Raw genomic sequence first — 20,151 nt, forward strand, 5'->3', positions numbered from 1 at the left:
ATGGTCAACCTGGAGTCGACGAACTTTCCGGAGTGGGTCGAGCAGAACAAGCACCTGCTGAAGCCGCCGGTCGGCAACAAGCAGATGTTCCCGACCGGGGACGACTTCATCACGATGGTGGTCGGCGGGCCGAACCAGCGCACCGACTTCCACGTCGACCCGTACGAGGAGTTCTTCTACCAGATCTCCGGGCAGCTCCGCGTCAACGTGATGACCGAGGACGGCCCGGCGACCGTCGAGGTGAACGCGGGCGAGATGTGGGTGCTGCCGCGCAACGTGCCGCACTCCCCGCAGCGCGGGCCGGAGTCGATCGGGCTGGTGATCGAGCGGGTGCGCGAGGCCGGCGTACTGGAGAAGTTCCGGTGGTACTGCGCCAACTGCAACGCGGTCGTCCACGAGGTCGAGCTCCAGGTGACCGACATCGTCGAGGACCTGCCCCCGGTCTTCAAGGCCTTCTACGCCAGCGAGGACGCCCGCACGTGTCCCGAGTGCGGCACGCTGCACCCGGGCAAAGCCTGATGGCAGTTGACGTTCATACCCATCTGGTCCCCAAGGGCTGGCCCGACCTGGCCGGAGCCTGTGGAGGGACCGACTGGCCGTGGTTGCGGGTCGACTCCGAGCGGGCCGCGATGATCATGGTCGGGGAGACCGAGTTCCGGCCGGTCGGCCCGCAGGCGTGGGACACCGGCGTCCGGCGTACGGACATGGATGCCGACGGCATCGAGCTGCAGGTGGTGTCGCCGACCCCGGTGTTCTTCGGGTACGAGCGCCCCGCGGACCAGGCGACGAAGCTGGCCAGGATATTCAACGACCGCACCCTCGAGACGCTCGCGGGTGACGACCGGTTCGTGCCGTTCTGCCAGGTCCCGTTGCAGGATCCCGACGCGGCCTGCGCCGAGCTGGATCGTTGCCTCGACGGCGGGCACGTGGGCGTCGAGATCGGCAACCACGTCGGCGACCGCGACCTCGACGACGCCCGGATCGTTGCCTTCCTCACCCATTGTGCCGAGGTCGGCGCGCCGGTGCTGGTGCACCCGTGGGACATGCCCGGCGGCCCGCGACTCGACCGCTGGATGGCGCGCTGGCTGACCGGGATGCCCGCGGAGACGCATCTGTCCGTGCTCGCGATGATCCTCGGCGGCGCGTTCGACCGCCTGCCGGCGGAGCTGCGGATCTGCTTCGCGCACGGCGGCGGCAGCTTCCCGTTCTGGCTCGGCCGGCTGGACAACGCCTGGCACCGGCGCGGCGACATCGTCCGCGGCGCCTCGATGCATGCCCCGAGCCACTATCTGGACCGCTTCTTCGTCGATACCGTGGTGTTCGACGAGGCCCCGTTGCGGCTCCTGGTCGACACGCTGGGCGAGGACCGGGTGATGGTCGGTAGCGACTACCCGTACCCGTTGGGTGAGCGTCCGGCCGGAGCGGTGGTGCGCACGGCCGGCTTCCTGTCCGACGGGCAACGGCACAAGCTGCTGTCCGCCAACGCGATGCGTTACCTGGGGAGGTCTGGATGACCGAGGACCGCTCAGTGCTGTCCCGTGAGACCCGCGAGCCCGACGAGCAGCTCCGGTACGGCGAGGATGCCGACCACGTCGTCGACGTCTGGCACGCCAAGGAATACCGCCCGGCCGTGATCTTCCTGCACGGCGGCTTCTGGCGGCCGGAGTACGACCGGGTCCACGCCCGCCCGCTCGGCGAGGCCCTGGCCGCCGAGGGCTGGCCGGTGGCGTCCGTGGAGTACCGCCGGGTCCCCGGCCAGCCCGACCTCACGACGAACGACATCCGCGAGGCCCTGGACCGTCTCCCCGGCCTCCTGGACCTGCACGCCGGCTACGTCCTCGTCGGCCACTCAGCGGGCGGCCACCTGGCCCTGTGGGCCGCCGCAACCCTCAACCCGGTCCAGCTCCGCGGCGTGGTCGCCCTGGCCCCCGTCGCGGACCTCCTGATGGCTGACCAGCTCATCCTCGACGACGGCGCCGTACAGGACTTCATCAGCTCCGGAGTCCGCAACGACCTTGACCCGACCCACCTGCCCGCGCCGATCGCCCCGGTAGCCCTCATCCACGGCACCCGCGACCAGCGGGTCCCGCTGTCGATCTCCGAGTCGTACGTCGCGGCCCACCCCACCGCCAAGCTGGACCGGCTGGAGGGCGTGGGCCACTACGAGCTCATCGACCCCCTGAGCGAGGCCTGGCACACGGTCACGAACGAAATCACCCGCCTGACCGGCCACGCCTGACAACGCTCAGAACCGCAGGTTCGCGTCCGGCGACCGCCTCCACACGGCACTCCGCCCGACTCCGTCCGGACTGACCAGGTGCTCGACCTTGAGCTGGTCGAGCACCAGGCGAATGGTCTGGTCGCTGATCCCCGGCAGCGCCGACCGCACCTCGGCCAGCCGGAACACCGGCGCAGCGTGCTCGAGGATGTACTTCCGGACCCGTTCTTGCTTGGTCCCACCGGAGCGGTCGGACGCCGCGCGCTGAGCGAAGGTCTCGTACGCCGACGACAGAACGGTCACGAAGTACTTCAGCCATGGCCAGGGGTCCGCGCTGTCCTCGTGCCAGTTGTTCGTGGAGGCCAGCAACGCGTCGTAGTACCCGTCGGCGGACTCGGCGATGAGCTGCTCGAGCGAGACCCACCGACAGACCTCGTACCCCGCGTCGATCAGCAGTGCGTTCGTCAGCGCCCGAGCAACCTGCCCGTTGCCGTCGGCAAAGGGGTGGATGACCAGCAGGTCCAGGACCGCGAGCCCGACCAGCAGCACAGGATGATGCCGACCGGCGCGCTGCGCCGCGTCGTACCGGTCGATCAGGTTCACCAGGCAGTCCGGCGTCTCACTCGCCGGCACAGGCCGGAACCGGACCGTCTGGGTTCCGTCGGGCGACCGGTCGACCACGAGGTTGTCGTCCGTCTTCAGTTGCCCGCCGCCGTACTCCGTCTCCGACCAGAGCAACCGATGCAGGTGCAGGAGCAGACCCAGGTTCAGGGGATGCCAGTCCTCCTGAAAGAGGTAGTCGAGGGTCTTGCGGTACCCGGCAAGCTCCTTCTCACTCCTTGTCCGCAGCACCCCTGCGCGTCCGTCGATGACGTCTGCGGCTCGTCGTACGTCGGGAACCACGACCCCCTCGATCGCCGACGAGGCGGTGATGCTCTGCACCCGCGCCCGGTTGGCGAGCTCCGTCAGCAGGGCGGGCAACTGGTGGCGGAAGAGAGCTTCACTGCCGCGGCCGGTGTCGATCGCACGCAGGCGCATGACGACATCGGCCGGTACGTGGCCGATCAGCCGGTCGAGAGTGGCGAACGAGCGCACAGGAAACCCCCAAAGAACCAACAAACATACTAACTAGAGTCCATCTTAGTATGTTTGTTGGTTTTGTTAGGTAGTTTCCTGCCCGTTCAGTGACTAACGGTGCGCGACGCAGTCACTCCGCGCGTTTGACGGCGGCGAGCAGGCCGTCGCCGCAGGGGAGGAGGGCGGAGACCAGGTCGTCGTCGTCGCGGATCGCGCGGATCAGGTCGCGGACGGCGGTGGTGTCGGGGTCGCGCTGGGAGGGGTCGGCGACGCGGCCCGCGTGCAGGGCGTTGTCGAAGGCGACGACGCCGCCGGGACGCAGGAGGCGCAGGGCCTCGTGCAGGTACGCCGTGTACTCGCGCTTGTCGGCGTCGCAGAAGACCAGGTCGTAGTGGCCGTCGGTCAGGCGGGTGACGACGTCCAGGGCGGAGCCGGCGATCAGGCGGAACCGGTTCGCGGGGACCCCGGCGTCCAGGAAGGTCTTGCGGGCCAGCCGCTGGTTCTCGGCGTCGATGTCGACCGTGGTCAGCGTGCCGTCGGGGCGCATGCCGCGCAGCAGGGCGAGGCCCGAGACCCCCGTACCGGTGCCGATCTCGACGACCGACTTGGCGCCCACGGCGGCGGCGAGCACGCTCAGCGCGGAGGCGGCGCCGGGCCCGATCGCGGACACCCCGCTGTCGGCAGCGCTCGCCCGGGCACCGGTGACCGCTTCGGTCTCACCGGTGTAGTCCTCGGCGTACGCCCAGGACGCGGGGTCGATGCCGGTGGCGATGATGCCCTCCCAATGTCTCGCCGCTGCAGTCCTCATCCGTCGAAAGCCTAGCGCCCTGCGGTCCTCGTTCCGTGCCTCCCGCGCTGAGACTGCGCACTCTTGCTCATTACACCGCCGCTTGAGTCAGATATGATCGCGTTGACGAGTCAGAGATCGCCCGAGGAGGTGGCCAGTGCGAAGAATCAGTGAATCAGGACCGGATCACGTCGATCCCGGCCTCCTTGAACACGGCCAGCTGGGACTCGTCGGCCTGCGCGTCGGTGACGAGCGTGTCGATCTCGCTCAGCTCGCAGATCCGGGCGAAGGCGCGCTGACCGAGCTTGCTGGAGTCGGCGACCACGACCACCTTGGCGGCCCGGCTGACGATCAGCTGGTTGATGTTCGCCTCGCCCTCGTGGTGGGCGGTGGCGCCGGTCTCGTCGATGCCGTCGACCCCGATGAAGGCGATGTCCAGCGACAGGTCGGCCAGGATCCGGTGCGACAGCGGGCCGATCATCTCGTACGACTGCGGCCGCGCCACGCCACCGGTGAGCACCATCTTCACGTGCGGCCGGACGATCAGTTCGTTGGCGATGTTCAGCGCGTTGGTGACGAGCGTGAAGGCCGGCTCGCCGTGCTCGGCCGACAGTTCCGGCCGGGTCGCGAGCGTGCGCGCCACCTCCGAGATGGTGGTGCCGCCGTTCATGCCGATCACCATGCCACGGCGGACCAGCGTGGCCGCGGCCTGCGCGATCCGCTGCTTCTCCGACGCGAAACGCGCAGTTTTGTAGCGCAGCGGCAGGTCGTAGGAGACCGCGTTGGCGACCGCGCCGCCGCGGGTCCGGGTGAGGAGCTGCTGCTTGCCCAGGTGGTCCAGGTCGCGGCGGATCGTCGCCGCGGACACGTGCAGCTGCTCGGCGAGCTCGTCGACGTCGATCGCGCCCTTTTCGGCCAGCGTCTCGAGCAACGTGTTCAGCCGTTCATAACGCTTCACCCGGGGCTCCTCCTAAAGGAGTCGGCACAGCACACAATCGGTCAGCCGGGCGGCTGCCGGTTGGCACCATTCGATCACGTTCGAGCAGTTTCGACCATTACATCGACGGAGACGACATGACCGACACCCCGTTCGTGAGCACCGAGATCGCCACCCAGCCGGCCCTGTGGCGACAGGTTTCGGCCGGTTTCGCGCAGTACGGTGGCGCACTCCCGCAGCCCGGTCAACGGGTCGCGGCCGTGGGCTGCGGCACCTCCTGGTTCATGGCGATGGCGTACGCCGCGCTGCGCGAGGACCTCGGCCAGGGCGAGACCGACGCGTTCGCCGGGTCCGAGTTCGCCTTCAGCCGTTCGTACGACGCGATCGTGGTGATCAGCCGCTCCGGTACGACGACCGAGGTGCTCGACCTGATCCGCCGGACGTCGGTCCCGACGATCGCGATCACCGCGACCCCGGGCTCACCGATCGTCGAGCTGGCCGACCACACGATCATGCTCGACTTCGCCGACGAGCAGTCCGTCGTACAGACCCGCTTCGCGACCACGGCCCTGGCGCTGCTGCGGCTGTCCCTCGGCCAGGACCTGACCCAGGCCGCCGCCGACGCCGAGACCGCGCTGACGATCGACGTCGACGAGCTCGCCAAGCTCGAGCAGGTCAGCTACCTCGGCACCCGCTGGACCATCGGCCTGGCCCACGAGGCCGGCCTGAAGCAGCGCGAGGCAGCATCGGCCTGGACCGAGGCGTACCCGGCCATGGACTACCGCCACGGCCCCATCGCCATCGCCCAGCCCGGCCGCGGCGCCTGGCTCTTCGGCGACGCCCCCGAAGGCCTCCTCGACGACATCACCGCCACCGGCGCGACGGTCGTCCACCACGAGGACCTCGACCCGATGGCGTCCCTGGTGGTCGCCCAACGGGTCGCCGTCGCCAAGTCGCTGGCGCTGGGGCTCAACCCGGACCAGCCGCGGAGCCTCAGCCGGTCGGTCATCCTGGATCAGTAGGTACGGCGAGTTGGCGGACGATCCCGCTCGCGCGGTGCTTCTGCGGGGCAGCGCCGTGGATCGCGTGCGGGGTCGGCCTAGTTGGCTGCCCGGCTCGCTCGCCCCACCCGGCCCGGTCTCCGGGCGGGTGGCAGGGTGGGCGTATGACGACTGAGCGGTTCGAGGTCCAGCGGCAGGTTGCGGCGACGCCGGAGCGGGTGTTCGAGGTTTTGCGCGATCCGCGGGGGCATGTCGCGATCGACAGTTCCGGGATGCTGCAGTCGGCCGAGGGGTCGGTAGTCGGTGCTGTGGGCGACGAGTTCGTCGTACACATGGATCGCGAGTCGCTGAACGACCTGCCGATGGGCAAGTACGACGTCACCGTGATCATCACCCGGTTCGTACCGGACACGGAGATCGAGTGGACCATCTCCGGCACGATCCAGCCACCGATCAAGCACCTGTACGGCTACCGGCTGGAACCGTCGGAGACCGGCACGCTCGTGACCTCGTACTACGACTGGAGCCAGATCGCCGACCGCTACCGCGAGGCAGAGATCTTCCCGGTCATCCCGGAAGCCGGCCTCCGCGCGACGCTCGGCATTTTGGCCCGCACGGTCGAGTGACCGAGGCTTGAGCGAGGCGATCTGTGGTCTGCGTATGCCGGGCCGCACCTACCGCTTGCCCTGTAGGGAGCCCAGGCCTCCAGGTGGTCAAGGGCTGGTGACCTGAGCTGGCTCCTGGTGGGTGGTGAAGGCAGAGAGCCGGCCGACGGCTGCAGCGGCGACCAGTGTGAGGGCTACGGCCAGCAGCGCCGCGTGGGTGCCGATGACCGGGACCAGCAGGCCGCCGGCGGCCTGTCCGAGGGCGGCTGCGCCTACTCGGAGGCTGGCGGCCGTCGTACTGACTCGGCCTTGCAGTGCGACCGGGCTGTACTGCTGCCGGGCAGCAAGCATGGCCGGGAACATCGGTCCCTCGATCAGGCCGGTGGCCGCCGCCAGGACGACCAGTACGACGAAGCTGGAGGCCAGTGGCCAGGTGGTCATCGCCAGTCCGTAGGCGGCCACGGTGACCATGACGATGTGCTCAGGGCGCCACCTGGCCTGCAGGCGGCCGAGCAGTACGGCGGTGGTGACGCTGCCGAGCTGCAGAGCGGTCCAGAGGTAGCCGGCGGCCGAGCGGGGCGCGCCGAGGGTGGTCATGTGGAGCGGCAGTGTGATCAGCAGGATGCCGACAGCTCCCATCAGCATCGTGCTGCTGATCGTGGATGCTCGCAGCGGGGGTGTGCGGGCCAGATGCTTCAGGCCGCCGACGACCGATGTCAGGAACGGCTCGCGATCGTCCGCTGTGACTGCGGCGGGCAGGGCGGGCAGCCGGGCGATGGCGAAGATACTGAGCGTCGCGGTCACTGTGATGACCAGTACGGCGGCGTCGACCGAGACGGCAGCGGCGATGGTCGCCGCAGCTGCCGGGCCGGTGATCGTGGCCGCGCCGAAGCTTGCTGCTTCCCACCTGTTCGCTTCCGCCAGGAGGCGGCCGGGGACGAGTGTCGGCAGCATGCTGGTGAACCCACCGCTGACCATCGGCAGCGTCACGCCCGCCACGGCCGCGAGTGCCGGAGTAGTCCACGCGGGTCCGTGCCCGGTGATGAACAGCAAACTGAGCATCACCGCGCCGAGCACCGCCTGGTTCACGCCCAGTGCGGTACGCCGGTACGCCGTGCGGTCGAGCCAGGCGCCCAGCAGTGGGCCGGTGATGACCGCAGGGAGTGCGTAGGCGGCGCCGGTGATTCCTGCGAGTGCGGCGCTGTCGGTGCGTTCGAGGACGAGCAGGACGAGCGTGAAGGCGACCATCTCGTCGCCGACCCGTGCGAGCGTCGCCGCGAGGAAGTACGCGGGCATGGCTCGGATGCCGAGCAGTTCGCGCATTGGGACTCCTTGTAACGCGTAACATGTAGTTACGCGTTACGTTAGCAATGGCGTTACGATGGCGCCAATGGAAAGTTTGCTGACGCCGAACCGCTTGGTCGGACTCGCGGTCGACCTGGTCAACACCCGGACGCTCGAGCCGGAGAAGCTGACGAAGCCGGCCGACCTCCGGCGGTTCCTGCTCGACCACGGCGAGCCCGAACCGGTCCGGATCAACGAACAGGACCTGATCGAGGTCCGCGAGGTCCGCGAGCTGATCCGCCCGGTCTTCCACGCGGGCGCGCCCGGGGCGGCGGAGACAACCGGAGGGGCCGCGGTCGCGGTCGGAGGGGCCGGGGCCGCGGCCGCGGTCGGAGGGGCTGGGGCGGGGAAGGCTGCGGGGATGCTGAATGGGTTGCTGGCGGAGTACGCCGTACGGCCGTATTTGTCGGATCACGATGGGACGCCGTGGCATCTGCATGTCGCCAGGCCGGAGGCGAGCTGGGCTGAGTGGTTGGCGGCGGGGGCTGCGCTCGGGCTGTCGGGGTTTGCCGCTGCGCACGGCTTCGGGGCGATCGGTGTGTGCGCGGCGGGCGACTGTGAGCGGGTGTTCGTGAACCCGGCGGCTCGAAGGCCGCGGAGATTCTGTACGCCGACCTGCGCGAGCCGCACCAGGGTCGCCTCGCACCGGGCGCGGCGGGCCACTAGCTAGGAGTGGCGCTGGCGGGCGACTGCCTTGGGGGTCGTCTCGTGCCAGGTGTGGTGGGTGACCGGCTGGGAGTCGTCTCGTGCCGGGTGGGGCAGCGCCTAGGATCGGCAGCCAGGGTCCGGCTATGGAGGAGTGCTCGTGGGTCACACCGTGGTGGCGGAGCTGGTGGCGAACGTCTTGAAGATCACCGCGCAGGCCGGGGACGAGGTCGGGCCGCAGGACACGTTGGTGATTCTGGAGTCGATGAAGATGGAGATTCCGGTGCTGGCCGAGGTGGCGGGGACGATCACCGAGTTCAAGGTGGCCGAGGGTGAAGTGGTGCGGGACGGGGACCCGATCGCGGTGATCGAGGAGAAATAGGTCACCCGGTCAACCGATCGCCACCGCGGTGGCGTCTACTGGGGACGAGTGATCACCGGGAACTTCCCGTCCGCGCGCGCCGTTGGACCGTCGTACCGGCATCTCAGGGTTCGGCCCGGGTGTCCCCGACGTGCGCAGAGGACGGTGAACACGGCACCATGGTGGTCACGCTCGTTGCCGAGAGGACCCAGGGAGGCGTTGCCGTGAAGCCGGTCGACACCTCCGTGGCGCCTGCTCTGGCTCCCCAGACCCTCCCGCAGGACCAGCCCGACGTCCTGCCCTCGTGGGACGAGATCGTCCGGACCCACTCGGCGCGCGTCTACCGGCTGGCCTACCGCCTGACCGGCAACAAGCACGACGCCGAGGACCTCACGCAGGAGGTCTTCGTCCGGGTCTTCCGGTCGCTGTCGAGCTACACGCCGGGCACGTTCGAGGGCTGGCTGTACCGGATCACCACGAACCTGTTCCTCGACGGCGCCCGCCGCAAGCAGCGGATCCGTTTCGACGGGCTGCCCGAGGACGCGCACGACCGGCTGCCGGCCAAGGGCAGCGGCCCGGCCGAGAAGCTCGACCAGGACCAGTTCGACCACGACGTCCAGCACGCGCTGGCCGCGCTGCCGGAGGACTTCCGTGCGGCCGTGGTGCTGTGCGACATCGAAGGCATGACGTACGACGAGATCGCGGAGGTGCTGGACGTCAAGCTCGGCACCGTCCGGAGCCGGATCCACCGCGGCCGCTCGATGCTGCGCAAGCACCTCGAGCACCGTGCGCCGCGGACCGGCCACTCCCGTGTCAGCGGCCCGCCCGCCGACGGACCCCTTCCCGGTGGAGGTGGCGACCGATGACCGTGCAGCACCCGCTGGACAAGCTGAGTGCCGCCGTCGACGGGGAGCTCGACCACGACTCGCGTGACCGCGTGCTGAGCCACCTGGTCTGCTGCGACTCCTGCCGCGCCGAGGTCGAGGCGCAGCGCCGGCTGAAGGCGCGGATGTCCGCGCTGGAGGCTCCGGAGCCGTCGACCGATCTGATGCAGCGGCTGATGGGTGTGCCCGCGTTCTCGCTGGAGCCGCGCGAGGAGGTGCGGCCGGTGCTCACGCCGTCCGTCACGCTCAGCCCGCAGCGCTCGGCGTTCCCGGCTGCCCGGACCGGTGCCACCAGGCCTGCTGCCCGTACGACGACCAGGTCGCGCCGGCGTACCGGCGTACTGGGTGCTGCTGGGTCGGCTGCTGCCGTGGCGTCCCTGCTGGGGACGGCCTTCGTGCTGGGCGACCCGGCGCGTGGCACCGAGCAGCCGCCGGTGCTGGCCCCCCCGGTGGCCAGCTTCTCGGCGGATCACGCGGCCACGACCGGTGGCAGCCCGTTCGGTGACCCGGTGGCGTTCTTCAACTCCTACAACGGGACTGGGTACGCCGGGCTGAGCCCGACGCTGCAGCCGGTGGCTCTGAGCGGGCGCTGAGTCGTGAGCACCACCCGTCTGGTCGGCCCTGCCCGGCTCGCGGTGCTGGTCAGCACTGTCCTGATCGGCATCGGCTTGCCCCTGCCCGCCACAGCTATGCCTGCTCCGGCGGCTCCCCGGGCGGACGCGCCGCTGGCGGTCAGCTGGCTGGAGCGAGCTGCTGCCGCGCCGGACCACATCTCGTACCACGGCACTCAGATCGTCACCTCGTGGGGACCGCAGGGCTCGAGCTCCGCGATGCTGGACATCGTGCACGCGGCCTCACAGGGGTCGGAGATCAGTCTGGTCGGCTCCAGCGACTCGGACGCCAAGTCGTTCGTGCAGCGGGCCACCGAAGGGGAGAGCCCCTCTGTCGACGGCGGACCGCTGGCGCTGCTCAAGGCGACGTACCAGCTGGTCTACCGGTGCTGCACGGACACGATCGGGCGGGCCGCCGTACTGGTGGAGGCGCTGCGTGGCGACCAGACGCTGGCGGCGCGGTTCTGGATCGACCAGGCGACCGGGCTGCTGCTGCAGCGGCAGCTGTTCGGTGCCGACGGCAAGGCGCTGGTGCGGGCGACGGTGTTCACCGACCTGGAGATCGAGAACAGCGAGTTCCTCGGGCACCTGCCGCCGATGCTGCCCGGTGGGTCGGACTCGATGGGGCTCAGCGGGGTCGACGGGCTGCGGACACAGGGCTGGACCTGTACGAGCGAGCTGCCGGGGGCGCTGCAGCTGTACGACGTGCACCAGGACACCGGGGCCGGAGTGCTGCAGTTCTCGTACTCGGACGGGCTGTTCAACGTGTCGCTGTTCCAGCAGCGTGGGGCGCTGGACCCGAAGGCTGTCGCCGGGTACGGGACGACGGGGACGCCGGGGGTGCACGTGCGGTACGGGATGCCGTCGTACGCCGTGTGGTCTTCTGGTGGGATCGTCTACACGCTGGTCGGTGACGTGCCGGCGGACGTGCTGGGGCGGGTCGTGGACGCGTTCCCGCACCAGGTGCCGGCGCGGGTGACACCGGTGCAGCGGATGGGTACTGGACTGGCCCGAATCGCGACGTGGCTCACTCCGATGAGTGCGCTCTCGTGGAAGCTGGGATAATCAAACCTGGGAGTGTCTTCCGAAGCTCTCACCACGAGACAAACGACGACGTGAGGCGGCCACCGTGAGCTGGGACGACGCCGAGCCGACAGTACGAACTCCGCAGGACGGGGAACCGACCCGCGAGGTCCCGACCGAGAGGCCCGTGGCCGGCCCGGTCGTCCCGCCTGCCCCCGACGGGGGAGAGGGCTCGGGGTCCGGCGGGGACGCGCTGGGTGGCTCGTACTTGAACCCCTCGAGTGGTGTGGGGGGAGGGGCGGCGGCCCCGGGGTCCAGCGCCTACGGCGCGGACGGCGCGGGGCGGACGCCCGGCGATCCCGTAAGCGCGGCTCCCGGCGGTGCGCCGGGTAATGCTGCAAGCGGCGCGCTCGGTGGTGGGCCGGGCAATGCTGCAAGCGGCGCGCTCGGTGGTGGGCTGGGCGATCCCGCGGGTGGTGCTCGCGGCAGCGCGTCTGGCGAGCCCGCGAGTAGTGCAGGTGGTGCACCTGGTGGACCCGCGGGCCCAGCGCCCAGTGGGCCCGTGGGAGCTGGGCCCGCCGATACGCCTCTGGCGAGTCCTGCGGCTTCTCCGTCGGCTCCTCCTTCGGTGGGGAACGGGAGCGCGCCGTTGGCGGCTCCTGGTGGGGAGGCTGCTTACCGGCAGTCCGAGCGGTCCATGACTCAGCGGAGCTTCGGGCAGGCTGAGGAGCCTGGGTTCCGGCCGGTGTACCAAGGGCAGGCGTGGCCGACGCAGCCTCAGCCGGCGTACGTGCCTCCGCCGCCGTTGGACTGGCACCAGCAGCAGGCCCGGGCCTACACCCCGGCGCCGCCGCCGAAGAGCGGCAACAGCAACCGGACGATCCTGGTCGCGGCGATCGTCTCGCTGGTCGTCGCGCTCATCGCCGGTGCGGGCGCGGCAACGGCCGTCCTCGCGTTCGACCGTCCCGACCCGATCGTCGACCAGTCGGGCCCGGAGATCGGCAACGGGACCGACCCGAAGATCCGGACCGGCAGCGTCTCGGCGGTCGCCCAGGCGCTGCTGCCGAGCGTCGTGCAGCTCAAGGTCGAAGGCACCGACAACAGCGGCGCCACCGGTTCCGGCTTCGTGATCGACACCTCGGGGCACATCCTGACCAACAACCACGTCGTGTCGGCCGCGGCCAACGGCGGCTCGATCCAGGTCGTCACCCAGCAGGGCAAGGCCGCGACGGCGCGCCTGGTCGGCCGCTCGCCGGCGTACGACCTGGCGGTCGTGCAGGTGGTCGGGATCGACGCTCCGGCCGTGCAGTTCGGCCGCTCCGACTCGGCGATCGTCGGGCAGGACGTGGTCGCGATCGGTTCGCCGCTCGGCCTGGCCGGCACCGTCACCTCCGGCATCGTCTCGGCCAAGAACCGCCCGGTCACCGCCGGCGGCGAGGGCGAGATCTCCTACATCAACGCGCTGCAGACCGACGCCGCGATCAACCCGGGCAACTCCGGCGGCCCGCTGGTCGACATGAACGCGAAGGTGATCGCCGTGAACTCCGCGATCGCCACCGTGCGTGGCGCCGAGGAGGGCAGCAGCGGCAACATCGGGCTCGGGTTCGCGATCCCGATCGATCAGGCACGCCGTACGGCGCAGCAGCTGATCGCCAGCGGCAAGGCGTCGTACCCGGTGATCGGCGCGAACGTGGACATGCGGTTCGAGGGCGGCGCGCGGGTCACCACCGTGACGGCGGGCTCCCCGGCGTCGCGCGCCGGGCTGCGGACCGGTGACGTCGTCACCTCGATCAACAGCCAGCCGGTCGACACCGCCGAGGGCCTGATCGTCGCGATCCGCACGCACCGGCCGGGCGAGACCGTCAAGCTCGCGTACCAGCGAGCCGGCCGGCCACGCGAGGCCTCGATCACGCTGGGCCAGCAGACCGGCTGAGCCATCCGGACCGCCGACGGCACCGAAGACCGTGTACGCCGTACGACCGGAACCGGTCAGCGCACGGCGGACAGGAGTTGACCGGCAGGAATCCGGGAAGGAAAGTCGGCGGGACTCCGCCGATCAGAGACTGACCCGCCCGACGCGCTGACCGCACGCGGGCTACCCTGTCTGCGGACTGGGAACGACCGGAGAAGGTGGGGACATGTTCGGCATCGGGCCGCTCGAGCTCGTCGTGATCGCCATCGTCGCCGTGCTGCTGTTCGGGCCGGACCGGCTGCCGGAGTTCGCCCGGACGGCGGGCCGGCTGCTGCGCCAGGTGCGCCAGATGGTCAACAACGCCCAGACCGACCTGCGCAACGAGCTCGGCCCGGAGTTCGCCGACCTCGACGTCCGGGACCTGAACCCGCGCAGCTTCGTCCGCAAGCACCTGCTCGACGGCATGGACGACGACTACGACGACGACAAGCCGGTGTCCAACTCCGGCGACCTGATGGAGTCCGTGCAGCGGCTCCCGGCCGGTCAGCGCGCGCCGTACGACCCCGAGTCGACCTAGGCGTACAGGCTGTTGGTCCCGCTGGACGAGACCTGTTGACCGGCGCTTACCAGGCGCCCTCTAGGCTGGTCGCGCGATGAAGACCTTTGAGGAACTGTTCGCCGAGATCGGCGAGAGAGCGCTGACCCGGCCGGAGGGCTCCGGCACCGTGGCCGCGCTGGACGCCGGCGTGCACGCGATCGGCAAGAAGCTGGTCGAGGAGGCCGCCGAGTCCTGGATGGCCGCCGAGCACGAGGGCAAGGACCGGGCCGCCGAGGAGATCAGCCAGCTCTTCTACCACGCGCAGGTGATGATGCACGCGCTCGGCCTGGACCTCGACGACGTGTACCGACATCTGTAGGCAGCACTGCGGATCCCGGGACCACATCTTCCGAAAGGCCACCCCATGCTGCGCGTCGCAGTACCGAACAAGGGCTCGCTGAGCGAGGCCGCCACCGCCATCCTGACCGAGGCCGGCTACAAGCAGCGCCGGACCACCAAGGACCTCGCGCTGACCGATACCGCGAACGAGGTCGAGTTCTACTACCTGCGCCCCCGCGACATCGCCGTGTACGTCGGGGAGGGCACGCTCGACGTCGGCATCTCCGGCCGTGACCTGGTGCTCGACTCGCACGCCGACGACGACATCCTGATGGAGCTCGGCTTCGGCGGGTCGACCTTCCGGTTCGCCGGCCGGCCCGGCGTGGCCGACTCGGTGAAGGACCTGGCCGGCAAGCGGATCGCGACGTCGTTCGCCGGCATCCTGTCCGACCACCTGGCCGAGAACGGCATCGAGGCCTCGGTCGTCAAGCTCGACGGCGCGGTCGAGTCCGCGGTCCAGCTCGGCGTGGCCGACGTGATCGCCGACGTCGTCGAGACCGGTACGACGCTGCGCCAGGCGGGCCTCGAGGTGTTCGGCGAGCCGATCCTTACCTCGGAGGCCGTCCTGATCACCCGGCACGGCGTCGACCAGCCGGCGGGCCTGCAGCAGCTCGTACGCCGCCTGCAGGGCGTCCTGGTCGCGCGCAACTACGTGATGATGGACTACGACATCCGCGCCGAGGCGGTCGAGGCAGCGAACGCGCTGACCCCGGGCCTGGAGTCGCCGACGGTGTCGCCGTTGCATCGGGAAGGCTGGGTCGCCGTCCGTGTGATGGTGCTCCGGGCCGACGCGCAGAAGATCATGGACCAGCTCTGGGACCTCGGCGCCCGGGCGATCCTGACCACCGACATCCACGCCGCGCGGATCTGATGGCCACCCCGGAGTCGCTCGTGACCGGTGTCACCCCGCTGTTCACCTTCCACCCGCGGATCGTCGCGGCGGTGACGACGGCGATGGCGGTGTCGATCTTCGCGGTCTTCGGGGTGATCTGGTTCCGGCTGCCGGACGAGTCGCGGGCGACGTTCACGCTGTTCCAGCGGCTGACGCTGATCGCGTTCTTCGGCACCGTGCTGTACCTGCTCTACCGGATGGCCACGGTCCGGGTCACGGCGTACGCCGACGGGCTGCGGGTCCGCAACGTCTTCAAGTCGTACTCCTACCCGTGGAGCGACGTGAAGGTGCTGCGCTTCACCGCCGGCGACCCGTGGCTGCAGATGTACGACACCGACGACAACCGGCTCGGGATCCTCGCGATCCAGGCGTCCGAGGGCGTCCGGGCGAGCTCGGCGGCCAGGGAGCTGGCCGCCGTCGCCCGGGCTCACGGCGCCGGAACGCAGACGTCCTAGGCGCGACGCCGTACGGTCTAGACGCTGACCGCGAACGTCGTACTGTGCTCGTCGCCCGGCGCGAGAACGACCAGGTCCTCGCCGGTGACGAAGCTGTCCGGCGGGCAGGTCATCGGCTCGACGGCCAGGCCGACCCGGCCGATCGCGCTGCCGGTGTAGAGCTGCAGCCAGCCGGTGTCACCGCTCAGTACGGCGCGGTTGCCGCTGCCCGGGTCGGTCAGCGTGACCACCCAGCTGCCCGGCAGCCCGGTGAACGCGTTGTCGATCTCGAGCCCGCCGATCTTCCGCGCGGTCCCGAAGTCGAACTCCGACCCGGCGACCGGCCGCAGCGCGACCGGGGTCAGCCGATCCGGCGTGACCTCCAGCCACTGCTCGGCGCGGAACTCCAGCTCGCACTCGTCGAGCTGCCGCCCGACGGTCAGGTACGGGTGCGTGCCGTACCCGTACGGCGCCGCGCTGGTCCCCACGTTCTTCGCCGAGGCCGTGACCGTCAGACCGGTGTCCGCGTCGAGCCGGTAGGTGAGCGCGAGGTCGAGCTGGTGCGGGTACCCCGGCTGGCCGTGCAGGCGGTACGCGACCTCGACCAGCGACTCGTCGAGCCCGTCGTCGATGCGCTCCCAGTTCGCCCAACGGGTCAGGCCGTGGATCGCGTTGGCCCGGGTCGGCTCGCTCAGCGGGAGCTGCTGGTCGACGCCCTCGAAGGTGTACTTGCCGTCGGTGATGCGGTTCGGCCACGGGAACAGGTGCTGCCCGATCCCGGCGTGCGCCGCCTCGTCCTCGGCGTACCCGACGAGCACCTCGCGGCCGCCGTACGCGAGTCCGCGCAAGCCACCCCCGACACTCACCACGGTCCCGGCGTACTCACCGGCGCGAATGGTCCACTGCTCCCCTGACGGCAAAACGCTCATACGCCCATCCTCACCCGGATCACGGGCAGACCGCAGGCCGTCTCGCCTTCGGCTTCGTCACAATGATCAGGAGGCGGCGGAGTCGTGGTCGAGGTGGACCGACTTGGTGGCGAGCTCCGTCGCGCTGTCGTGCGCGACCGTCGGGTTGCCGTCGACGACGACGTGGGCCCGGTCGCGGGTGTGCTGGACGGCGAAGTGGTCGCGTTCCCAGCGCATCCAGTCGAGCCAGCGGTCCCGCAGGGCCTCGCCGTCGCGCTCGATGCCGCGGTCCAGGCGAACCTCGTTGCTGGTCTCGACCCACAGCCGCAGCGACTGCCAGTGGTCGGCGTCGCGATCGCAGGACGTGACGCCCTCGACGATCAGCAGGTCGAGCGTAGTCGGTACGACGTGCAGCTCGGCGTACGCGCCCTGGACCCAGTCGTAGCGCCGGTACCGGCCCTCGCGGCCGTCGGAGATCCGCTGCAGCACGTGGTCGCGCAGCAGGCCGAAGCCGCGGACGGCGCCGTCCCAGCCGTCGTACAGGTTGTCCATGTGCAGGACCTGGCACCGCAGTCCGCGCGCCTCCGCACGCGCGGCGAAACGGGCGGCGACGGTGGTCTTGCCGGAGCCGGCGGGGCCGTCGACGCCGATCAGGCGGGTCCGGCCGAGGCGGGCCGGGGTGGCCTGGACGTGGTCCAGCAGGCTGTCGATGGTCAGCGTGGCAGGGGTCTCGAGCTCAGTTGATTCCATGGCGCTTCAGGATGTCCTCGATCTCGTCGAACTCCGACGACTCCTGCTGGCTCGCCTTGGCGCCCTTCGGGGCCTTGGCCGGCTTGGCGGCAGGGGCGGAGGCCGAGGCGGGGGCCGGTCCGGTGCTGGTCAGTTCACCGGCGGGGGCCGTGGGCTTCGTCTTGGCCGGCTTCTCCGGGCTCCGGCGGCCCTTGGCCACACCGGACACGACGTACAGGACGACGGAGACGCCGAACAGCGCGGCCCCGGCCCACACCGTGGGGGAGAAGATCAGGTGCGAGACCCAGCTGACCGCCGAGCGCACGACGTCCCAGACCAGCTCCAGCAGGCCGGTCAGGTAGAGCGAGACCGGCAGCAGGGACCAGGCCACACCCCGTACGCCGGCCGCCGCCCCGCGGCGCCGCCAGGCGAACCACGAGCCGATGAGGCCGAGCAGGGTGAGACCCGCACAGAACGGCAGCAGCGTCAGATCATTGAAGTCAGGCACACACCCAGGCTCGCACAGACCCGTGCGGAACCAAGCCGGGAAGAGCCCTGAGCACACCCTGAAACCCGGGTCCGGGGACAATGGACGGCGTGCAGCCCGATAAGCGTTTGGCCTTCACCGGTTTCGACAACGACGACGGTACGGCGGACTCCGCGCTGGCCCAGGCGCTCGTCGCCCGGGACCAGGGCGCGATCCTGCACGCGCTGACCACGGCCAGGTTGCTGGTCCCGGTCGTGGCGATGCTCGGCGAGGTCGAGTACGACGAGCAGGGGCTGGCGCACGACAAGACGTCCGACATGGCAGTGGCTCTGCTCCAGGGGCAGGACGGCCGGAACGCTCTGCTGGCGTTCACCAGCACCGAGGCTCTGGCCCGCTGGAGCCCCGAGGCGCGCCCGATGCCGGGCCAGACCCAGCTGATCGCCACCGCCGCCGTACAGGAAGGCGCGTCCGCCATCGTCCTCGACGTCGCGGGTCCGGCCCCTGGTGTCATCGAGACGGAGGACGTCGAACGCCTGGCCGCCGGCCTCCAGGTGGTACGCCTGGAAGACGGCGGCTTCGGCTGGGTGCATCCGACGGGGTGAAACGGGGTGGGAAGTCGCCCCCGCCGCGGCGCCGACCCACCCCCTTCTGCTGCGTCGTCTGCGCGTAGATGTTGCCCAGGGCAATCACTGACGCAGCACGATCGGCACCAGGATCGCCGCGAACTGCACCGCCCGGACCCGCAGGCTGGACGGCGCGAGCCGGATCATCGGGACACCTTCGGACCTGAGAGTCGGGCGAGCTCGGCGGCGACGGACCGGTGCCGTTCACCTTGCGGACGTCGGTCAGCTGGACCGGTGCCGCCATCAGAGTGCCCGCAGGTGGGACTTGCGGTGGTAGGACTCGTTGGTCCACCACAGGATGCCGACGGCAGCACCCAGGCCGATGTCCGACCAGAGCCACCACGGGCCGTCGAAGTGGCCGAACACGGCCAGCGTCACCCAGACGACGAACTGGATCGCGCAGACCGCCAGCCAGCCGACCGTCGCGATCCGCAGCGCCAGCGTCAGCCCGTACGGCGGGACGGCGTCGTTCAGGCCGTCGAAGATCTGGCGCAGCTCGCCGCGGGTCCGGGCGGCACCGACCAGGTCGTGGCGATCGGCCGCCTGCCGCGGGGTGAGCCCGCCGAGCCGGGCGGCGGAGTCGATCTTCTCGTGCGCGGCGCGCCGGTCGGGGTCGGTCAGGGCCAGCTCGTCGGGGGAGAGCAGCGGGCCGAGCGTCGCGGTCACGGTGTTCATCTGAGGCTCCTTCGGGGTGGACCGTGGACCGGTCCGGCATGAATTAGCGTATGGATTGAACAGTTTCGGGCCGAGGGGTGTGGATCCCGCGTTCGAGGTAGGCCTAGCACCCCTCTTCGGCGCTGGACCTCCGATCGCGGTCGGATCTGAGCCAGGATGGTTCCTGTGAGTGACGACCGGACCCAGCTGCCGCCGGGGCTCGCCCTGTCCTGGGGCGTGCTGCCGGTCCAGCGGCGTGGGCCGAAGCCGGCCCTCAGCGTGGCCGAGATCGTGGCCACCGGCATCGAGTTCGGCGACCGCGAAGGGTTCGAGGCGGTCTCGCTGCAGAAGATCGCGGCGCACCTCGGCGTCACCACCAACGCCATGTACCGCTACGTACGCTCCAAGGACGAGCTGCTCGTCCTGGTCCAGGAGACCGCCTTCGGCCCGGCGCCCGACCTCGGCACCGGCGACTGGCGCGCCGGCGCGACCGCGTGGGTCGACGCCCAGGTCGCCAAGTACGCCGAACGCCCGTGGATGCTCGACTTCCCGATCCGCGGCGCCCCGGCCACGCCCAACCTGCTCAGCTGGGTCGAGGCGCTGCTGCAGTCACTCGACTCGACCGGCCTGAGCATGCACGACAACCTCGGCTGCGTCGTCCTGCTCGACGGCTACGTCCGCAGCTACGCCAGCATGGCCCGGCAACTCGCGGCGAGCCAGCAAGTCCCGGTGCAGGCCGAGCACGTCGGCGCCTTCCTCGTGCCGAGGCTTGCCGCGGGCAACTATCCGATGCTCACCAAGCTGTACACGAACCACGAGTACGAGGACGAGCTCGACGACGACCTGGAGTTCGGCCTGACCCGGATCCTGGACGGCATCCAGGTGCTGATCGACCAGAAGGTGTAAGGCAGCGCGCCGCCCGCGCCGCCCGCGCCGCCCGCGCCGCCCGCGCCGCCCGCGCCGGACGCGCCGCCCGCGCCGCCCGCGCCGCCCGCGCCGGACGCCGCGCGCCGGCCGCCCACCGTCCGCGCCGGACACGGGACGCGTCGCGCCGGCCGCCCGCCGTCCGCGCCGGACACGGG

The 20,151-nt window shown here is 70.5% G+C and carries 25 protein-coding genes; 17 read left to right on the plus strand and 8 right to left on the minus strand.

What is annotated here, in order from left to right:
- Genes ACLQ2O_RS13960 through ACLQ2O_RS13970 form a run of 3 tightly spaced genes read left to right on the plus strand, consistent with a single transcriptional unit; the run spans position 1 to position 2,239 of the window.
- On the plus strand, positions 1–519 hold the full coding sequence (locus tag ACLQ2O_RS13960) for a 3-hydroxyanthranilate 3,4-dioxygenase (protein WP_425831141.1): 519 nt from the start codon (positions 1–3) through the stop codon (positions 517–519).
- Positions 519–1,514, plus strand: a complete 996-nt coding sequence (locus ACLQ2O_RS13965; RefSeq protein WP_425831143.1) for an amidohydrolase family protein — start codon at positions 519–521, stop codon at positions 1,512–1,514. The genes ACLQ2O_RS13960 and ACLQ2O_RS13965 overlap by 1 nt, the downstream gene beginning before the upstream one ends.
- On the plus strand, positions 1,511–2,239 hold the full coding sequence (locus ACLQ2O_RS13970) for an alpha/beta hydrolase (RefSeq protein ID WP_425831145.1): 729 nt from the start codon (positions 1,511–1,513) through the stop codon (positions 2,237–2,239). Before ACLQ2O_RS13965 ends, ACLQ2O_RS13970 begins: the two co-directional genes overlap by 4 nt.
- 6 nt (positions 2,240–2,245) lie before the next feature.
- Here ACLQ2O_RS13970 and ACLQ2O_RS13975 read toward each other — a convergent pair whose 3' ends face one another.
- The 3 genes from ACLQ2O_RS13975 to ACLQ2O_RS13985 all read right to left on the minus strand — a co-directional run bounded on the left by ACLQ2O_RS13975 (position 2,246) and on the right by ACLQ2O_RS13985 (position 5,040).
- Positions 2,246–3,313, minus strand: coding sequence for a Fic family protein (locus tag ACLQ2O_RS13975; protein ID WP_425831147.1), 1,068 nt, complete (start codon positions 3,311–3,313; stop codon positions 2,246–2,248).
- 112 nt (positions 3,314–3,425) lie between these two features.
- The gene (locus ACLQ2O_RS13980) at positions 3,426–4,103 is read right to left on the minus strand and encodes an O-methyltransferase (protein WP_425831149.1); all 678 of its coding nucleotides are present in this window, start codon (positions 4,101–4,103) and stop codon (positions 3,426–3,428) included.
- A 154-nt stretch (positions 4,104–4,257) separates the two neighbouring features.
- On the minus strand, positions 4,258–5,040 hold the full coding sequence (locus tag ACLQ2O_RS13985; RefSeq protein WP_425831151.1) for a DeoR/GlpR family DNA-binding transcription regulator: 783 nt from the start codon (positions 5,038–5,040) through the stop codon (positions 4,258–4,260).
- A 116-nt stretch (positions 5,041–5,156) separates the two neighbouring features.
- Here ACLQ2O_RS13985 and ACLQ2O_RS13990 point away from each other — a divergent pair, with 116 nt between their 5' ends.
- Positions 5,157–6,041 (plus strand): SIS domain-containing protein, encoded by an 885-nt coding sequence (locus ACLQ2O_RS13990; protein ID WP_425831153.1) that lies wholly within the window; start codon positions 5,157–5,159, stop codon positions 6,039–6,041.
- A gap of 143 nt (positions 6,042–6,184) precedes the next feature.
- On the plus strand, positions 6,185–6,646 hold the full coding sequence (locus tag ACLQ2O_RS13995) for an SRPBCC family protein (protein ID WP_425831155.1): 462 nt from the start codon (positions 6,185–6,187) through the stop codon (positions 6,644–6,646).
- An 87-nt stretch (positions 6,647–6,733) separates the two neighbouring features.
- Here the strand turns inward: ACLQ2O_RS13995 and ACLQ2O_RS14000 are convergent, their stop codons facing one another.
- Complete coding sequence (locus ACLQ2O_RS14000) at positions 6,734–7,948, minus strand: MFS transporter (protein ID WP_425831157.1); 1,215 nt, start codon at positions 7,946–7,948, stop codon at positions 6,734–6,736.
- Positions 7,949–8,015: 67 nt separating this feature from the next.
- Here ACLQ2O_RS14000 and ACLQ2O_RS14005 point away from each other — a divergent pair, with 67 nt between their 5' ends.
- The 10 genes from ACLQ2O_RS14005 (at position 8,016) to ACLQ2O_RS14050 (ending at position 15,689) form a co-directional block, all read left to right on the plus strand.
- Complete coding sequence (locus tag ACLQ2O_RS14005) at positions 8,016–8,639, plus strand: CGNR zinc finger domain-containing protein (RefSeq protein ID WP_425831159.1); 624 nt, start codon at positions 8,016–8,018, stop codon at positions 8,637–8,639.
- Between the two features lie 135 nt (positions 8,640–8,774).
- Positions 8,775–8,996: a biotin/lipoyl-binding carrier protein gene (locus ACLQ2O_RS14010; protein ID WP_425831161.1), complete on the plus strand. Its 222-nt coding sequence runs from the start codon at positions 8,775–8,777 to the stop codon at positions 8,994–8,996.
- A 158-nt stretch (positions 8,997–9,154) separates the two neighbouring features.
- Positions 9,155–9,841, plus strand: a complete 687-nt coding sequence (gene sigE / locus ACLQ2O_RS14015) for an RNA polymerase sigma factor SigE (RefSeq protein WP_425831163.1) — start codon at positions 9,155–9,157, stop codon at positions 9,839–9,841.
- Complete coding sequence (locus tag ACLQ2O_RS14020) at positions 9,838–10,452, plus strand: anti-sigma factor family protein (RefSeq protein WP_425831165.1); 615 nt, start codon at positions 9,838–9,840, stop codon at positions 10,450–10,452. Before sigE ends, ACLQ2O_RS14020 begins: the two co-directional genes overlap by 4 nt.
- A 3-nt stretch (positions 10,453–10,455) precedes the next feature.
- Positions 10,456–11,535 (plus strand): sigma-E factor regulatory protein RseB domain-containing protein, encoded by a 1,080-nt coding sequence (locus tag ACLQ2O_RS14025; protein WP_425831167.1) that lies wholly within the window; start codon positions 10,456–10,458, stop codon positions 11,533–11,535.
- Between the two features lie 655 nt (positions 11,536–12,190).
- Complete coding sequence (locus tag ACLQ2O_RS14030; RefSeq protein ID WP_425831169.1) at positions 12,191–13,426, plus strand: S1C family serine protease; 1,236 nt, start codon at positions 12,191–12,193, stop codon at positions 13,424–13,426.
- A 205-nt stretch (positions 13,427–13,631) separates the two neighbouring features.
- Positions 13,632–13,982 carry a sec-independent translocase gene (locus ACLQ2O_RS14035; RefSeq protein WP_425831171.1) on the plus strand — a complete coding sequence of 117 codons (351 nt, stop codon included), beginning with the start codon at positions 13,632–13,634 and terminating at the stop codon, positions 13,980–13,982.
- Between the two features lie 76 nt (positions 13,983–14,058).
- Entirely contained in the window at positions 14,059–14,322 is a 264-nt protein-coding gene (locus ACLQ2O_RS14040) for a phosphoribosyl-ATP diphosphatase (RefSeq protein ID WP_425831173.1), read from the plus strand.
- Positions 14,323–14,367: 45 nt separating this feature from the next.
- Positions 14,368–15,213 carry an ATP phosphoribosyltransferase gene (gene hisG, locus ACLQ2O_RS14045; protein ID WP_425831175.1) on the plus strand — a complete coding sequence of 282 codons (846 nt, stop codon included), beginning with the start codon at positions 14,368–14,370 and terminating at the stop codon, positions 15,211–15,213.
- Positions 15,213–15,689 carry a PH domain-containing protein gene (locus tag ACLQ2O_RS14050; protein WP_425831177.1) on the plus strand — a complete coding sequence of 159 codons (477 nt, stop codon included), beginning with the start codon at positions 15,213–15,215 and terminating at the stop codon, positions 15,687–15,689. The genes hisG and ACLQ2O_RS14050 overlap by 1 nt, the downstream gene beginning before the upstream one ends.
- Positions 15,690–15,706: 17 nt before the next feature.
- Here ACLQ2O_RS14050 and ACLQ2O_RS14055 read toward each other — a convergent pair whose 3' ends face one another.
- The 3 genes from ACLQ2O_RS14055 to ACLQ2O_RS14065 all read right to left on the minus strand — a co-directional run bounded on the left by ACLQ2O_RS14055 (position 15,707) and on the right by ACLQ2O_RS14065 (position 17,813).
- The gene (locus ACLQ2O_RS14055) at positions 15,707–16,597 is read right to left on the minus strand and encodes an aldose 1-epimerase family protein (RefSeq protein WP_425831179.1); all 891 of its coding nucleotides are present in this window, start codon (positions 16,595–16,597) and stop codon (positions 15,707–15,709) included.
- A 66-nt stretch (positions 16,598–16,663) separates the two neighbouring features.
- On the minus strand, positions 16,664–17,326 hold the full coding sequence (locus tag ACLQ2O_RS14060) for a uridine kinase family protein (protein ID WP_425831181.1): 663 nt from the start codon (positions 17,324–17,326) through the stop codon (positions 16,664–16,666).
- Positions 17,313–17,813 carry a hypothetical protein gene (locus tag ACLQ2O_RS14065; RefSeq protein ID WP_425831183.1) on the minus strand — a complete coding sequence of 167 codons (501 nt, stop codon included), beginning with the start codon at positions 17,811–17,813 and terminating at the stop codon, positions 17,313–17,315. Before ACLQ2O_RS14065 ends, ACLQ2O_RS14060 begins: the two co-directional genes overlap by 14 nt.
- Positions 17,814–17,893: 80 nt before the next feature.
- Between ACLQ2O_RS14065 and ACLQ2O_RS14070 the strand changes: the two genes are divergently transcribed.
- Positions 17,894–18,394 carry an SseB family protein gene (locus ACLQ2O_RS14070; RefSeq protein ID WP_425831185.1) on the plus strand — a complete coding sequence of 167 codons (501 nt, stop codon included), beginning with the start codon at positions 17,894–17,896 and terminating at the stop codon, positions 18,392–18,394.
- 264 nt (positions 18,395–18,658) lie between these two features.
- Here the strand turns inward: ACLQ2O_RS14070 and ACLQ2O_RS14075 are convergent, their stop codons facing one another.
- Positions 18,659–19,090 carry a DUF1707 domain-containing protein gene (locus ACLQ2O_RS14075; RefSeq protein WP_425831187.1) on the minus strand — a complete coding sequence of 144 codons (432 nt, stop codon included), beginning with the start codon at positions 19,088–19,090 and terminating at the stop codon, positions 18,659–18,661.
- A 165-nt stretch (positions 19,091–19,255) separates the two neighbouring features.
- Between ACLQ2O_RS14075 and ACLQ2O_RS14080 the strand changes: the two genes are divergently transcribed.
- Positions 19,256–19,975 (plus strand): TetR/AcrR family transcriptional regulator, encoded by a 720-nt coding sequence (locus tag ACLQ2O_RS14080; RefSeq protein ID WP_425831189.1) that lies wholly within the window; start codon positions 19,256–19,258, stop codon positions 19,973–19,975.
- The last annotated feature ends 176 nt before the right edge of the window (positions 19,976–20,151 follow it).

The organism is Kribbella sp. DT2 (assembly GCF_049844575.1).
GTDB lineage: Bacteria > Actinomycetota > Actinomycetes > Propionibacteriales > Kribbellaceae > Kribbella.